14 protein-coding genes are annotated in these 14,008 nt (G+C 52.1%); 8 read left to right on the top strand and 6 right to left on the bottom strand.

Translation table 11 applies throughout. From position 1 onward, the window contains the following. Nucleotides 1-73: 73 nt before the first annotated feature. The 3 genes from pdhR to ampD form a co-directional block, all read right to left on the bottom strand. Nucleotides 74-838 (bottom strand): pyruvate dehydrogenase complex transcriptional repressor PdhR, encoded by a 765-nt coding sequence (gene pdhR, locus NCTC9997_RS02020; protein ID WP_064977171.1) that lies wholly within the window; start codon nt 836-838, stop codon nt 74-76. Between the two features lie 616 nt (nt 839-1,454). After that, nucleotides 1,455-2,297 (bottom strand): beta-lactamase regulator AmpE, encoded by an 843-nt coding sequence (gene ampE / locus NCTC9997_RS02015; RefSeq protein ID WP_010862598.1) that lies wholly within the window; start codon nt 2,295-2,297, stop codon nt 1,455-1,457. A 75-nt stretch (nt 2,298-2,372) separates the two neighbouring features. After that, nucleotides 2,373-2,978, bottom strand: a complete 606-nt coding sequence (gene ampD / locus NCTC9997_RS02010; RefSeq protein ID WP_064978409.1) for a 1,6-anhydro-N-acetylmuramyl-L-alanine amidase AmpD — start codon at nt 2,976-2,978, stop codon at nt 2,373-2,375. Between the two features lie 449 nt (nt 2,979-3,427). On the opposite strand from ampD, the gene nadC reads away from it, so the two are divergent. The 4 genes from nadC to NCTC9997_RS01990 all read left to right on the top strand — a co-directional run bounded on the left by nadC (nt 3,428) and on the right by NCTC9997_RS01990 (nt 8,382). Continuing rightward, the gene (gene nadC, locus NCTC9997_RS02005) at nt 3,428-4,354 is read left to right on the top strand and encodes a carboxylating nicotinate-nucleotide diphosphorylase (protein WP_064977170.1); all 927 of its coding nucleotides are present in this window, start codon (nt 3,428-3,430) and stop codon (nt 4,352-4,354) included. A 771-nt stretch (nt 4,355-5,125) separates the two neighbouring features. Next, the gene (locus tag NCTC9997_RS15400; protein ID WP_064978408.1) at nt 5,126-5,584 is read left to right on the top strand and encodes a pilin; all 459 of its coding nucleotides are present in this window, start codon (nt 5,126-5,128) and stop codon (nt 5,582-5,584) included. A gap of 55 nt (nt 5,585-5,639) precedes the next feature. Beyond that, a complete protein-coding gene (gene pilB / locus NCTC9997_RS01995; protein WP_064977169.1) occupies nt 5,640-7,145 on the top strand; it encodes a type IV-A pilus assembly ATPase PilB in 1,506 nt (501 codons plus the stop codon). A 1-nt stretch (nt 7,146) separates the two neighbouring features. Continuing rightward, a complete protein-coding gene (locus tag NCTC9997_RS01990) occupies nt 7,147-8,382 on the top strand; it encodes a type II secretion system F family protein (RefSeq protein WP_064977168.1) in 1,236 nt (411 codons plus the stop codon). Between the two features lie 73 nt (nt 8,383-8,455). Here NCTC9997_RS01990 and NCTC9997_RS01985 read toward each other — a convergent pair whose 3' ends face one another. Both NCTC9997_RS01985 and NCTC9997_RS01980 read right to left on the bottom strand, forming a co-directional pair. Further along, entirely contained in the window at nt 8,456-9,010 is a 555-nt protein-coding gene (locus tag NCTC9997_RS01985) for a YbhB/YbcL family Raf kinase inhibitor-like protein (protein ID WP_064977167.1), read from the bottom strand. Nucleotides 9,011-9,208: 198 nt separating this feature from the next. Then, nucleotides 9,209-10,249, bottom strand: a complete 1,041-nt coding sequence (locus tag NCTC9997_RS01980; protein ID WP_010862605.1) for a GMP reductase — start codon at nt 10,247-10,249, stop codon at nt 9,209-9,211. Nucleotides 10,250-10,536: 287 nt separating this feature from the next. On the opposite strand from NCTC9997_RS01980, the gene NCTC9997_RS01975 reads away from it, so the two are divergent. The 4 genes from NCTC9997_RS01975 to yacG all read left to right on the top strand — a co-directional run bounded on the left by NCTC9997_RS01975 (nt 10,537) and on the right by yacG (nt 13,493). Further along, nucleotides 10,537-11,373 carry a prepilin peptidase gene (locus NCTC9997_RS01975; protein ID WP_230405846.1) on the top strand — a complete coding sequence of 279 codons (837 nt, stop codon included), beginning with the start codon at nt 10,537-10,539 and terminating at the stop codon, nt 11,371-11,373. Between the two features lies 1 nt (nt 11,374). Further along, the gene (gene coaE, locus NCTC9997_RS01970; RefSeq protein WP_064977166.1) at nt 11,375-11,983 is read left to right on the top strand and encodes a dephospho-CoA kinase; all 609 of its coding nucleotides are present in this window, start codon (nt 11,375-11,377) and stop codon (nt 11,981-11,983) included. Nucleotides 11,984-12,364: 381 nt separating this feature from the next. After that, a complete protein-coding gene (gene zapD / locus NCTC9997_RS01965) occupies nt 12,365-13,117 on the top strand; it encodes a cell division protein ZapD (RefSeq protein ID WP_064977165.1) in 753 nt (250 codons plus the stop codon). A 184-nt stretch (nt 13,118-13,301) separates the two neighbouring features. Next, a complete protein-coding gene (gene yacG, locus NCTC9997_RS01960; RefSeq protein ID WP_039046505.1) occupies nt 13,302-13,493 on the top strand; it encodes a DNA gyrase inhibitor YacG in 192 nt (63 codons plus the stop codon). 80 nt (nt 13,494-13,573) lie between these two features. Here yacG and mutT read toward each other — a convergent pair whose 3' ends face one another. After that, nucleotides 13,574-14,008 (bottom strand): 8-oxo-dGTP diphosphatase MutT, encoded by a 435-nt coding sequence (gene mutT, locus NCTC9997_RS01955; RefSeq protein WP_010862610.1) that lies wholly within the window; start codon nt 14,006-14,008, stop codon nt 13,574-13,576.

The raw sequence follows: 14,008 nt of genomic DNA, 5'->3' as shown, positions 1-14,008 counted from the left end.
GCGACCCTGTATGGGTTACCTGACGGAAAAACGCCTTCTTCTCGGTCTGCTTTCGCCGGCATATGTTTACCGGTCAATCCCTGCGTTGCTGCAGCCGCCGCAACGACCGTTCTTGACGGCTGTGTTCACGGCTAAGTTCCAGCAAAGTTTCCTCAATAAAGGCCAAATGACGGTGCGATGCTTCGCGTGCCGCCTCCGGCTGACGAGCCAAAATTGCGTCCACAATTTCAGCTCGGTGGCTGCTGACCTGCGCCAGCTTTTCACGCCGGGCATACAGCAGCTCAAAATTCTGTTTTACATTCTGCTCCAGCAGCGGAGCTAAGCAGCGCACCAGGTGTAATAACACCACGTTATGGGACGCCTCACTCACCACCACCAGATACTGCATCACCGCATCGGCTTCGGCCGCCGGATCATCTTTGGCTTGCGCCGCCACAATCGCCTGCTGACTCTCGCGTACGCGCGCAAAATCCGCATCCGTACCACGCAGTGCCGCGTAATAGGCCGACACGCCTTCGAGCGCATGACGCGTCTCTAGCAAATCGAACTGTGACTCCGGGTGGGAAGATAACAACTCACTGAGCGGATCACTGAAACTGTGCCAGAGTTGTTGCTGCACGAAAGTGCCGCCGCCCTGACGGCGCAGGAGTAACCCTTTTGCCTCAAGGCGCTGAATAGCTTCATGTAATGACGGGCGCGAAACATCAAACTGAACCGCCAGTTCCCGCTCCGGTGGCAGCTTCTGCCCCGGGCGTAATGTTCCTTCCAATATCAGGCGTTCCAGCTGCTGTTCAATCACATCAGACAGCTTTGGCTGACGAATTTTGCTGTAGGCCATGCAAACATCCATTTGAATTGAACTGCCTGCTACGTTGGGATCAATTTCGCCGACTGTCAATTGGTATTACCAATTTTACGGTGCGATAAAAATTACCAGAATCCCCAAAATGTGTCCAGACGAAAATTGATCTGAATCATGTTATACCGCCAATGGTAACAAAAACGCTTCAGCTAACATAACATTTGTCATACTTAAATTGGTCAGACCATTTAACGTTTGTCGTTTTAAACGCTTCGCTAAAGCTGTAACGAGTCAGCTTTATAACTGGCGGGAATAATCGGCCTTATTAGCGCGAAACTCGTATTTTTGGCTTATCGCGCTCAGGGAATTGACCTCCCGATCACGTACATAACCGCAGCACAAACCGTACATTCGCTGCTCAAATGTCACCTTTAGCGGGGAAGAGATAGGAATAAATAAAAATGTCGTCTTTTTGCATCCAGAAAAACGCATTAACAAAAAGACAGACAGAAGACAGAAGACAGAAAGCCAGCCACACAGGCTTGACCAAAAAAACAGGCCGCCCATCACTGAACGGCCTGTCGGCTCAATGTATCGCGTATGCCCGATGGCACTTCACACTAAAATGCAGCATGACAGCAAGTGAGCCTCGTTACAGCAATAAGCCATAAATGGTCAGCACTGCCAGCGCAATCACCAGCCACAACGCCGCCTTACGCGCCAGCGCAACCGCGTTTTGCGCCATCAGCTCCCACGAATCACAATCTTGCGGACTCAAAGCAAAGCGACCAATCTCAGCGAGCACCCGATGCGCCGGAGTATGCCAATCCATCACCGACACCATCCACGCCGGCAGTGCTTTTTCGCCACTGCCCGCAAACACATAGGCCAGCGAACAAAGTCGCACCGGGATCCAATCCAACCACCCCAACAGATGATCGACCCCAGACTGCGCTCGCAGCAGCGGATCTTCATGCTCCGCCAACCAGCTTTGATAGGCCCGCAGCGCGGTATAACCGAGCATAATGGCCGGCCCGCCGACCACAAACCAGAACGCAGGCGCCATGTAGTAGCGAAAGTTAGTCCACAGCAGCGCACTTTGCACCCCAATCAGCAGCGATTTCTCATCCTGCCCCGGCAAACCGTGAATACGCGCCAATTGCTCGGCGGCTAAACTGGCCGCTTCATTATCACCACGGCGTGCCGCCGTCAAAAAAGCATGATAACGGCGCCGTTTATATCCCGCCCCGATGCACAATAACCCCAGCGCAATCCAGCTCAGTAGCGTCAGCAAGCCAAACAGATGCCCACGGATCAGCCACAGATAGAGCAACGTCACCACCACCACGCCCAGCCAGAGCGCAAAACTGGTCACCAACGAAGGGCGACGAATTTTCGGCCACAGCCCTTGCAACCAGTGATCCAGTTGCCAGCGCTCGCCGGTTTTAAACAGACGCTCCCACGCCAGAATTAACAGCAAGCTAAACAGCTTCATGCCCACGGCACTCCTTTATTGCATTGTATTGCGTTGGTATACCCAAGCGACTTGGCGTAAGAAGGGTATATTCGATTAATGCGACTCACCACGAACCACGGCAAGCCGCGCATAAAAATCATCCCAATCAAAGGCTGGGCCCGGATCGGTTTTGCGCCCCGGCGCAATATCACTGTGGCCGGTGATCCTGAAAGACCCCTCCGGTGTCACCATGGCCGGATAAGTGTCTAGCAACAGCGCCGTCAGTGCCGCTAAACGCTGGTATTGCGCATCGCTGTAAGGCGTGTCGTCAGTGCCTTCTAACTCGATGCCCACCGAATAATCATTACAGCGTGGCCGCCCCGCGTACTCAGAGACCCCGGCATGCCATGCCCGCTGATTAAACGGAACATACTGCACAATCTCACCATCACGCCGGATCAAACAGTGCGCCGACACCCGTAGCTGATAAATATCGGCAAAATACGGATGTTCGTCTGGCGGCAAAGTGCCGCAAAACAGCTGATCAATGTACGGCCCGCCAAACTGACCGGGCGGTAAACTGATATTGTGCACCACCAGCAACGATACCGGCTCGTCTGCCGTCCTCGCATCACAATGGGGTGAAGGGCAGTGACGCACCCCCGCGCCGTTCAACCAGTTATCCTGCAACTGTAAGGCCGGTTGCTGTGTTGCCGTCATCACCTCGTTCCTTTCGTTGTTCTCTTTTGTATCGCGTTTTTGAATCCAGTTGAACAGTAAGCTTGCTGCGTTATTCGAACATAACACAAACATAACCCGCATCCCTCTGCATGCTGTTAGCATTATAAAAAGCTCACTATGAATTCATAGCTTCTAATGCCTAGCCTCTAATACCTAGCATAAATTCAGCACCGCAATTAATCGCCTGAATTAACAACATCGCTTCACGTCGCCGAGAGTTAACCTTGCTGCGGTTATGCTTAAGCAGATAACTGCACAGATATTTAAGCAATAGCCATTTAAGCAATAGCCATGCCGCTTCGGCTTACACCCCAAAGAGCTACCAGAACCGCTTCAGCCGTGCGCAGCGCAGAGTTTGTTACATGACGGATGCGAAAATACACGCAGTACGTTACCATCTTCAGCAGGATTTAAAGTGGAGTTAACCCATGCCGCGTCGCATTCATAATGCCGAGCAACGCCGTCTGATGCTGCAAGAACAGCTCAATAAGGATATCCCGTCTCGCGTACGGGCCGCACTGCAAGAAGATCTCGGCAGCGATCACCCCGTAGCCGATGCCGATCTCACCGCCGCACTGCTACCGGCCACCACCTCAGCCACCGCCCGCCTGATCACCCGTGAAGCCGGTGTGTTCTGCGGCCAACGCTGGGCGGATGAAGTGTGCCGTCAGCTGAGCGCCGGACACCCCGATCCGATCCAGCTGCACTGGAAAGTGCAAGATGGTGATAGCCTGCAGCCCAATCAGCTGCTGCTGGAGCTCACCGGTAATGCGCGCCTGATCCTGACCGCCGAGCGCACCATGCTCAACTTTATCCAGACCTTGTCTGGCACGGCCAGTGTAACCCGCCGCTATGTCGAGCAACTCGCCGGCACTCACACCCGCTTGCTGGATACACGCAAAACCTTGCCGGGCCTGCGCACCGCGCAAAAATACGCGGTACAGTGTGGTGGTGGCGTCAATCACCGTATCGGCCTGTATGACGCCTTCCTGATTAAGGAAAACCATATCATTGCCGCCGGTGGCGTTAAGCAGGCGGTAGACCAAGCGCATGCCCTCGCCCAACGCACCCTACAGCACGATGTGCCGGTAGAAGTGGAAGTCGAAAGCCTGTCTGAGTTGGATGCCGCCATCCAAGCTGGTGCCGACATCATCATGCTGGATAACTTTACCCTGCCGCTGATGCGTGATGCGGTGGCTCTCACTGCCGGTCGCGTGCAATTGGAAGTGTCCGGCAATGTGACGCTAGAATCGTTGGCTGATATTGCCGCTACCGGTGTGGATTTTATTTCTGTCGGCGCGCTCACTAAGCATGTCCGCGCACTGGATCTGTCACTGCGCTTTAGTGAGCAGTAAACGGTAGTGTATTAAGAAGACGCACCAATCAATATCTCCCCATAATTAGCACACCTGCACAACACAATACGCTAATTATGGGGTTATTCTTTCCCTCACCATCATCAATAACTCCTAAAGTTTTCCTGTAGCATCAAGGCGCTTTCGCCAATCATTTTCTATAGCTGATTGCATCACCAAAAATTATAAACCCAATCAACATTCATTAAACAGAAGAGGCTTTTATTAAATTCAGTCGCGTGCTAATTTAACCCTCACTCATAAAGCCTAATTAATACGCATATTCACTCATAGGAAATAACTCTGGGGAAATATTTTTAATAAAAATAGCGAATAAGCACATCGAGCATAGGTACAGTCTAAATAGCAACAACAAGCGAAATAGCCGTAAGCCTAATGTGGAAAAATGTACCATTCGCCAACCTGCAAAGCATGTGAAATTTATTGCAGCCACTGCTCGCTCTCTCTGGCACCTCTCATCTCACATACATAAATCTTTGTGATTCATTTTCCAACTCACCAAGCCGGCTTTGCAAACCTCCTCATGCTGTCAGCACAATAGCCTTGAGGGTCTGCTGCTCGTTGTCCTGCCGACTCTCAACATTACTGGCTAACTACCTTAAAAAAGCGGTGCCTGACCAAACGGCACCAAGCAAAGCTTAGCAGCCGGATGATGGAAAACCACAGATACGTTTTTCTATAAGGAAACGGGCGTGGCTTATGGATTTCCGCAAATACGGATTGCGGAGTGTGAGGTTAGGAGAGAACAAGATGAAAGCAGTGAACAAGGGTTTTACCCTGATTGAATTGATGATTGTGGTGGCCGTTATCGGCGTACTGGCGGCAATTGCGATTCCGCAATACCAAAATTACGTTGCTAAGGCTGAATTAGGATCAGCTCTTTCTACATTAGCTTCATTAAAAACTAATGTAGAAGATAAACTAGCCAGAGATGGTGATTTCCCTGTAGTTGCTGATAATGATGAAGCAGCAACTAAATTGGGGGCGCCAAAACCAACTAATGGTGTAATTACCTCTATTAAAGTTGGTGATGCGGGTGACGGCTCTATTATTTTCACTTTTAATTCAACCGGAAATAGCGAGAAAGTAAATGGAGCAACCGTCACATTGACGCGGGAAGCTGGAACATCCGCATGGAAATGCGAAGTTGACGGCACAAACATTACAGACGCGATAGCACCGAAAGGTTGTGATAAAGCGGCATCATAACATCTCGTATATTTTAGGGAGGTAATATCCTCCCTATCAAAACCAGAAAGTAAATATGGATAAGAAAAACACGATAAACAAATATCATCACCTATTTTTCCTTTTTATCGAATATAAAGCCCTTCCCCTACAAGAAGACGACAACACGCTCTATTTATCCATCGCCGATATTAACAACTACAAAGCCGCCGATGCTTTTCGCTTCGCCACCGGAAAAAATATCGAACTGGTGCAAGCAGATAAAAAAGAGCTGTATGCCCGTATTGAAGAGCTGACCGGCCAAAAAGTCGATGACATTGTTACTGCCGCCGACAGCGAAACCTTGGGCGAGCTTGATGAGCTCGACGGTGATAGCCGCAGCACCGACACCGCCGAAGTAGCCGATGAGCAAGATGAAGCGCCCATTGTGCGTTTTATCAACCAAATGCTCAGCCGCGCCGTACGGGTAAAAGCTTCCGACATTCACTTCGAACCCTACGAGAAAACCTATCGGGTCCGCTTTCGTATTGATGGCGTCTTGCAAGAAATTACTGCGCCACCACAAAAGCTGGCCCAGCGCCTCGCCGCACGCCTAAAAATCATGAGTCGGCTGGATATCGCCGAGCGCCGCGTACCACAAGATGGGCGCATCAAGCTTAAACTGAGCGAAGGCACCACCATTGATTTACGGGTTTCCACCCTGCCCACTCTGTTTGGCGAAAAGGTGGTACTGCGGATTCTCGACTCCTCTGCCGCCCGTTTGGATATCGAGCAACTGGGCTTTACTGCCCGTGACCAACAGCTGTACATCAATGCCCTAGCACGTCCGCAGGGGTTGATTCTGGTTACCGGCCCAACCGGAAGCGGTAAAACCGTCACCTTGTATACTGGCTTATCACGCCTGAATACCCCTGAGCGCAATATCTCAACGGCGGAAGACCCGGTAGAAATCAACTTAAGCGGCGTCAACCAAACCCAGATTAACACCCGTGCCGGCCTGACTTTCGCCAGTGCACTGCGCGCCTTTTTACGCCAAGATCCTGACGTGGTGATGGTCGGGGAGATTCGCGATCTAGAAACCGCCGAAATTGCGGTAAAAGCAGCACAAACCGGCCACTTGGTACTCTCCACGCTGCACACCAACTCAGCCGCCGAAACCTTAACCCGCCTATCGAATATGGGCGTACCAGCTTACAACATTGCCTCCTCGGTGAATCTGATCATTGCTCAGCGGTTGGCGAGGCGTTTATGCCCGCATTGCCGTGAAGCCATCACCTTGAGCTATGCCGAACAACAAGCCCGTGAGTTCACCCCGCTACAACCGGATGGGATCACCATTTACCGCGCCCACAAAGAAGGCTGCGATCACTGCAGCAGTGGCTACAAAGGGCGTACCGGTATTTACGAAATGATGCCGATGTCCGGCCAGCTGACCGATGCCATTTTACGCGGCGCTCACGCCCCTGAGCTCACCGCTATAGCCTGCCAACAGGGCATGCTGACCTTGCGTCAAGCAGGTTGTGCCAAAGTGGTTGAGGGGATCACCTCATTGGAAGAAATCGAGCGTGTAACAGGAGTGTAAGATGTCTGCACTGACCCAGCCGAAAGTCCGCAAGCAGTATGCCTATAAATGGAAGGCCGTAAATCGGCAGGGCCAAGAGACGTCAGGCGAATTAGATGCCAGCTCACTGGATGAGCTGAAAGTGATCCTGATGAGCCGTGGCTTTAGCCGCATTGAAGCGAAGAAGGTCTCGCAATCGGTATTTGCCAAGCTTAAAGATCGCATAAAGCCCTCGGATATTGCCTTTTTCAGTCGGCAACTTTCCACCATGCTGTTTGCTGGCGTTCCGGTGCTACAGGCACTGCGTTTAATTGGCGAAAGCCACGCTAAACCCAGTATGCGCCGTTTGATCAACGGGATCGCCGCCGATGTCGAAAGCGGTACCCCTATTTCGCAATCACTGCGTAAATACCCGCTGATCTTTGATGATCTCTTTTGCGATCTGGTCAGTACCGGTGAAGTCACCGGTCGCTTGGATCTGGTGATGGACAGGATCGCCACCCACCGCGAAAAAATGGAAGCGTTGAAATCTAAAATCAAAAAAGCACTCTTCTATCCCTCCATGGTCATGTTGGTAGCCATCGGAGTCTCTGTGCTAATGCTGCTGTTTGTCATCCCGCAATTTGAACAGCTTTATCACGGTTTTGGCTCTGAGTTACCGGCATTTACTCAGATGGTGCTCAATCTTTCTATCTTGTTACGTGAACAAGGTGGCTATGTCGCCGCCGGCATTGTGCTGGCCTTTTATCTCTATCGCCGTGCCTATCGCAGCTCCGAGAAAGTGCGCATGAAGCAAGATGCCGTGATGCTAAAAATGCCGGTGATCGGTGAAATGCTGCACAAAGCTTCGGTCGCCCGCTTTTCGCGTACCCTGTCGGTGACCTTCTCCGCCGGTGTGCCGCTCTTAAGTGGCCTACTTTCCGCCTCGGGCGCCTCCGGTAATTTGGTTTACCGCAATGCCATTTTGGCGGTACGCAAAGAAGCGGAGCAAGGCATTCCCATTCACTTGGCGATGCAAAAACAACAACTGTTCCCCGCTATCACTACGCAGATGGTGATGATTGGTGAAGAGTCCGGTTCGCTCGATGGGATGCTGGATAAAATCGCCAGTATTTACGAGCAAGAAGTGGATGATATGGTTGACGCACTGTCGAGCTTATTAGAACCTTTCATTATGGTGATTATCGGCGGGATCGTCGGCTCACTGGTGGTAGCTATGTACTTGCCAATATTCAATATGGGCAGCGTGATTGGATAAATCGCTCATGCCATGCCCCTATCTTCATCATCACATCCACCCTGACGGGTGGATGTTTGTTTAGGCAGCAGGATTAACGCGCATTCGTCGGCGCGGTCAAACGCGCTTCACCAATCTTATGTTGCAGGATAAAAAAGCCCGCATAGGCTGGTGAGGCGTTGGCCGGAATATCCAGTTTCGGCACATTCAGCGCATAAACAGTGATCTGATAGTTATGCGGTTGAGCGCCTGCCGGTGGACATGCACCGCCAAAGCCGTCATAGCCAAAATCATTACGCAGCTGGATCGCCCCTTTCGGCAACGCTTTGCTGTCTTTCATGCCGACATTTTCTGGCAGGCTATGCACATCCGCAGGAATATCGACCATCACCCAGTGCCACCAGCCACTGCCAGTCGGCGCATCCGGATCGTACATGGTCACGGCAAAACTCTTGGTGCCTTGTGGGATATCACTCCATTTCAGCGCCGGTGATTCGTTTTTACCGGTACAACCCCACCCATTAAAGATCTGCGCATTTTGTAAGGTCTTACCGTTTTCCACCGTTGGACTGCTTAAATCCATCGCCTGCGCACTCATACTCAGGCCACCCGCTACCATCAGACACGCTATCGCTTTTTTCGTAAACATATCTGCCACTCGCTTTAAAAGTAAAAATCTCATTAAGCATAGTCGGCCACTTAGCAAGATCCACTACGAGCAATACTTGGTCACAACATACTCAACCACGGCATGTACAACTTAGTTACCGCATCACGCATCACAGAGATAAAAAAATCCCGCGTTCCTAAGGATACGCGGGATTTTTTGCTATCTTATGTTGAGAGATTAACCGTTAAATACGCGGTTTTCCTGCTCTGCCACACGGATAAAAGTGGTGCGTTTGGTCAGCTCTTTTAATCGAGCCGCCCCCACATAGGTACAAGCCGAACGCAGGCCGCCCAATACATCCCGCACAGTATTTTCCACCGGACCACGGAATGGCAGCAGAACGGTTTTACCTTCTGAGGCGCGGTATTGCGCTACGCCACCAACATGGCGGTTCATTGCGGTATCGGAACTCATGCCGTAAAACTGCATGAATGTCTGACCATCTTGCTCCAGCAAGCGTCCTTCACACTCTTGGTGCGCCGCCAGCATGCCGCCCAGCATCACAAAGTCTGCACCGCCACCGAAGGCTTTCGCCACATCACCCGGGCAAGTACAGCCGCCATCGCTGACAATCTGGCCACCCAGACCGTGCGCGGCATCCGCACACTCAATCACGGCCGACAGCTGTGGATAGCCGACACCGGTTTTCACGCGCGTGGTGCACACCGATCCTGGGCCAATGCCCACTTTCACGATATCCGCACCGGAGAGGATCAACTCTTCGACCATCTCGCCGGTCACCACGTTACCGGCACAAATCACCTTGTTCGGGAACGCTGCACGCACTTTTTGTACATACGCCACGAAATGCTCGGAGTAACCGTTGGCTACATCGATACAGATGAAGTTCAACGCCTCACTCAGCGCCAGCACTTCTTGCAGTTTGATAAAATCTTGATCGGAGGTACCACTCGACACCATCACATACTTCAACACCTCAGCCGGCTGCGCAGCCACAAAGGCGGCCCACTGCTCGGTGGTGTAGTGTTTGTGAACTGCGGTTAGCATTTCAAAGCCCGCCAGCGCAGCAGCAATGCCGAAGGTGCCTACGGTATCCATATTGGCAGCGATAATAGGTACGCCAGACCATTGACAACCCGCATGCTTGAACGTAAAATTCCGATCCAATGTAACCTCTGAACGGCTCTTCAATGTAGAGCGCTTCGGACGGATCAGAACATCTTTGAAGCCAAGCTTCAGGTCTTCTTCGATACGCATTAAATAAGTAATCCTTTTCTTCTGTATTTCCGGCCGCTGTAGATTTTAGCCGATCCTCAGGCAGTCGGAGATAGTCGTTATATTGCTGTGATTATCGGACAATAATCACCATGCAATAAATTGCAGTTTTGCTACTGTGTTTCGCATGGTACGTGGAGCGGACACTCCAATACCACATCATACGCGATACTCAGCGTTCGGCAAGACTGCGATTTTTCTTTTTTTTCCTGTAAAATCGATAAAATTTATTCAAATTCCTGTCAGTGACAGACAGTCTGGATTATCCATTGGACGGAACCCTGCTCATTGCCTTTGCGGCGCTCTTTGGCTTGCTGATCGGCAGCTTTCTCAATGTCGTGATCTACCGCTATCCACTGATGTTGGAGCGGCGCTGGCACCTTGAATGTGCCGAACAATTCCCCGAACTCACTCCTCCGGCCGATGCACCGCGCTTTGATTTGATCCTGCCTGGCTCTCACTGCCCACACTGCCAACATCCGGTGCGCTGGTTTGATAACCTGCCCGTGCTGTCGTGGTTGGTACTGCGTGGTCATTGCCGCCATTGTCAGGCCCCAATCAGTAAACGCTATCCAGCCATTGAACTGCTCACCGCGCTGGTTTTTGCTCTGCCTGTCGCGCTGTGGGGGTTACAGATTTGGAGCGTCGCATGCGCCTTGTTTGGTGCGGTGCTGATCACCGCCAGCATGATTGACTTAGATAGAATGTGGTTGCCCGACAGCCTCACCCAACCGCTATTATGGGCCGGTTTATTACTGGCATGGGGCGGTTACTCGCCGTTATCCCTGCATGATGCGGTATTGGGCGCCGCGGTGGGCTATTTGAGCCTATGGAGCCTGTTTTGGATGTTCAAATTGCTGACCGGCAAAGAAGGCATGGGGCGCGGTGATTTTGTCTTGATGGCCGCACTCTGCGCTTGGAGTGGCCCGACCCAACTGCTGCTGATTGCCCTGCTCGCCTCGGTGTGTGGGCTGGTATATGCCGTGATTGCGCGTAAGACGCAGCAGGCTATCCCATTTGGCCCATGGCTGGCCTTGGGTGGCTGGATCAGCCTGCTGTTTAGTGACACCATATACGCTCACTATTTTGCACTGATGGGATATTAATGTGAGCTATGTGGTCGCCATTACCGGTGGGATTGGCAGTGGCAAAAGTACTGTCGCCAATTTGTTTACCCCATACGGTATTGAGCAAGTGGATGCCGATGTGATTGCCCGCCACGTTGTCGAACCGGGCACTCCGGCGCTGGCCGCGATCCGCGCCCATTTTGGTACCGATGTGCTGCAAAGCGATGGCGCGTTGGATCGCGCCGCGCTGCGTGCGCGGATTTTTGCTGAGCCTGAGGAAAAGCAGTGGCTGAATGCGCTGTTGCATCCCTTAATTGGTCAGGCTATGCGTCAAGCACTGGCTGCCGCGCGTTCCGAATATGTACTGTGGGTGGTACCGCTGTTAGTCGAAAATCAACTCTACACCGAGGCCGATCGCGTATTGGTGGTGGATGTCAGCCCACAAACGCAGATCCAGCGAACTCATCACCGCGATCAGGTCCCTATCGCACAAGTTGAGCAAATTCTGCGAGCACAAGCGACACGCGAACAGCGTCTGGCGGTAGCCGATGATGTGATCAATAACGATGGCGACCCGAGCCAACTCAGTGCGCAAGTCGCACGCCTGCATCAACACTATCTACAGCTAGCCGCCGCTAAACGCACCTGAGCCGTGCTCACGGAGGGGGGATTAACTGGCGCGTATGCACTGACACACGAGTACAGACTACCTATACAGACAAAAACAATATCCCTCCTCATCATCATGGCTGGTTGAAATAGCGATGATCCGCGCGTAAGTTTGCCCGCTTAATATTTCCTTCTAACACGCCGCTCTCAATTATTTAGTACATAGTTCAGCTTATAGCGCACAGCAAGAGCGGCAAGATAATGGGAATGCATAAAACAATACCCTCCGCTCACAATTGGTTTTAAACTTCCCCCATATTTGCAGCAATACAGCCGGCTAAAGGAGTGGAGATAATTTGCCCTTTCGCCGTGCCTATATTCTGTTATCGTAATACTCTCTTTTCGATGAATCAGACCCATGATGAATGACTCAACCCGTTCAGTGATTTTTGAACATCCCCTGAATGAGAAGATGCGAGCCTGGTTACGCATTGAATATCTGCTGCAACAGCTGGATGATAACCAGCACCTGAGCGATACCGCGCAGGCGATGGTTTTTTTCCGTACCATTGCCGATCTGTTGGAAGTATTAGATCGCGGAGAAGTGCGCACCGATCTGTTAAAGGATCTGGAGCGCCAACAGCAGAAACTGGCCCAATTTATTGATTCACCGGGTGTTGATTTAAGCCTGCTGCAAGATTTGCGCGCCCAGCTCAAACAGCACTACAGCGATTTGCTGGCCGCGCCACGTTTGGGTCAAGCGCTACGCGAAGACCGCTTCATCAGCCCTATTCGCCAGCGCCTGAGTATTCCCGGCGGCTGCTGCAGCTTTGATCTGCCGACCTTGCACCTGTGGCTGCATCTGCCGCACAGCGAGCAAGCACGCCAAGCTTTGGTGTGGATGGAAACCTTGTCGCCACTGCGTAATGCACTGCGGATGGTGCTGACGTTAGTACGGCAAATTGCGCCATTTCACCCGTGCGCGGCGAATGGCGGCTTTTTCCAAGACAACGGTGGCGATGCGGAAATGCTGCGTCTGCGGCTGCAGCTCGATGATATGGTGTACCCGCAAGTCTCCGGCCATAAGAGCCGCTATGCGATCCGCTTCCTGCCACTCGACAGTGAACACGGTGAAGTACCGGCCCAGTTAGCCTTTGAACTGGCCTGCTGCTGATAATACTCGGACAGCCGAACGTTATAGCCAAACAACGTGAAGTTGCAGCTAGGCGGCAAGTGAGTGAATCCCCATGCGCATAGGCAAACGATGTGATTGGGGTGAGCGAACGTAGCCAACACCGCTGTAGCTTCATGTAGAAAGGGTATATATCGCCTGTCCGGTCTGACGAGAGAGCCTGATAATGAGCAAACCTTTGGTAGTTGCCTGTCCTACATGCGGACAGGATGTCGAGTGGAGCGCGGCATCTGCGTTCCGTCCGTTTTGCAGCAAGCGCTGTCAGTTAATCGATCTGGGCGAATGGGCCGATGAGGAAAAACGCATTCCTGGCCCTGACGATCTGTCTGACGGCGAAAGCTGGAGCGAACAAGAATAATGTACACAACCGGCCCCTTGGCCGGTTTTTTATCGCGGTTTTATCACTGTTTTATCATTGCGTTACTGTTGCTTGACCGCTTATTCGGCACGCAAAGGCGCTTGAGCTTGAGCTTCGACGCGAGCCTGCTCCAGCAGAGTACGGATCACTGGCGCATTAGCCTCCGGAAACATCTCGGGCGTTAAGGTATGCTGAGGCACCCATGCCGAATGCTGCCCTTCGCGGCCATACGGCTGGCCCTGATAGCGTTCAATCAGGAAAAAGTACAAGTGCACATGCCGATCGGCAAACTCGAAGCTCAGGCTATCGAGCAAACGCGCCTCTTGCACCTCAATGCCAATCTCTTCATCCAGCTCGCGCCGTAGCGCATCTTCGGCACACTCACCCGCTTCAATCTTACCGCCCGGAAACTCCCAAAAGCCTGCCAGATGAGAATCTGCGCCACGCTGGGTCAAAAACACTTCCCGCTGCGCATTACGAATAATTCCCACGGCAACCTGAACCCGTTTTTTCAC

Source organism: Plesiomonas shigelloides, from assembly GCF_900087055.1.
GTDB lineage: Bacteria > Pseudomonadota > Gammaproteobacteria > Enterobacterales > CAMTGL01 > Plesiomonas > Plesiomonas shigelloides.
This window is presented reverse-complemented; position numbering and strand designations above follow the sequence as displayed.

Excerpts from the sequence above, each read along its gene's own strand:
- NCTC9997_RS01985 (WP_064977167.1), bottom strand. The coding sequence starts at position 9,010 with ATGTTTACGAAAAAAGCGATAGCGTGTCTGATGGTAGCGGGTGGCCTG.
- yacG (WP_039046505.1), top strand. The coding sequence starts at position 13,302 with ATGAGCAAACCTTTGGTAGTTGCCTGTCCTACATGCGGACAGGATGTC.
- pdhR (WP_064977171.1), bottom strand. The coding sequence starts at position 838 with ATGGCCTACAGCAAAATTCGTCAGCCAAAGCTGTCTGATGTGATTGAA.
- NCTC9997_RS15400 (WP_064978408.1), top strand. The coding sequence starts at position 5,126 with ATGAAAGCAGTGAACAAGGGTTTTACCCTGATTGAATTGATGATTGTG.
- ampD (WP_064978409.1), bottom strand. The coding sequence starts at position 2,978 with ATGACGGCAACACAGCAACCGGCCTTACAGTTGCAGGATAACTGGTTG.
- NCTC9997_RS01980 (WP_010862605.1), bottom strand. The coding sequence starts at position 10,249 with ATGCGTATCGAAGAAGACCTGAAGCTTGGCTTCAAAGATGTTCTGATC.
- NCTC9997_RS01990 (WP_064977168.1), top strand. The coding sequence starts at position 7,147 with ATGTCTGCACTGACCCAGCCGAAAGTCCGCAAGCAGTATGCCTATAAA.
- ampE (WP_010862598.1), bottom strand. The coding sequence starts at position 2,297 with ATGAAGCTGTTTAGCTTGCTGTTAATTCTGGCGTGGGAGCGTCTGTTT.
- nadC (WP_064977170.1), top strand. The coding sequence starts at position 3,428 with ATGCCGCGTCGCATTCATAATGCCGAGCAACGCCGTCTGATGCTGCAA.
- pilB (WP_064977169.1), top strand. The coding sequence starts at position 5,640 with ATGGATAAGAAAAACACGATAAACAAATATCATCACCTATTTTTCCTT.
- zapD (WP_064977165.1), top strand. The coding sequence starts at position 12,365 with ATGAATGACTCAACCCGTTCAGTGATTTTTGAACATCCCCTGAATGAG.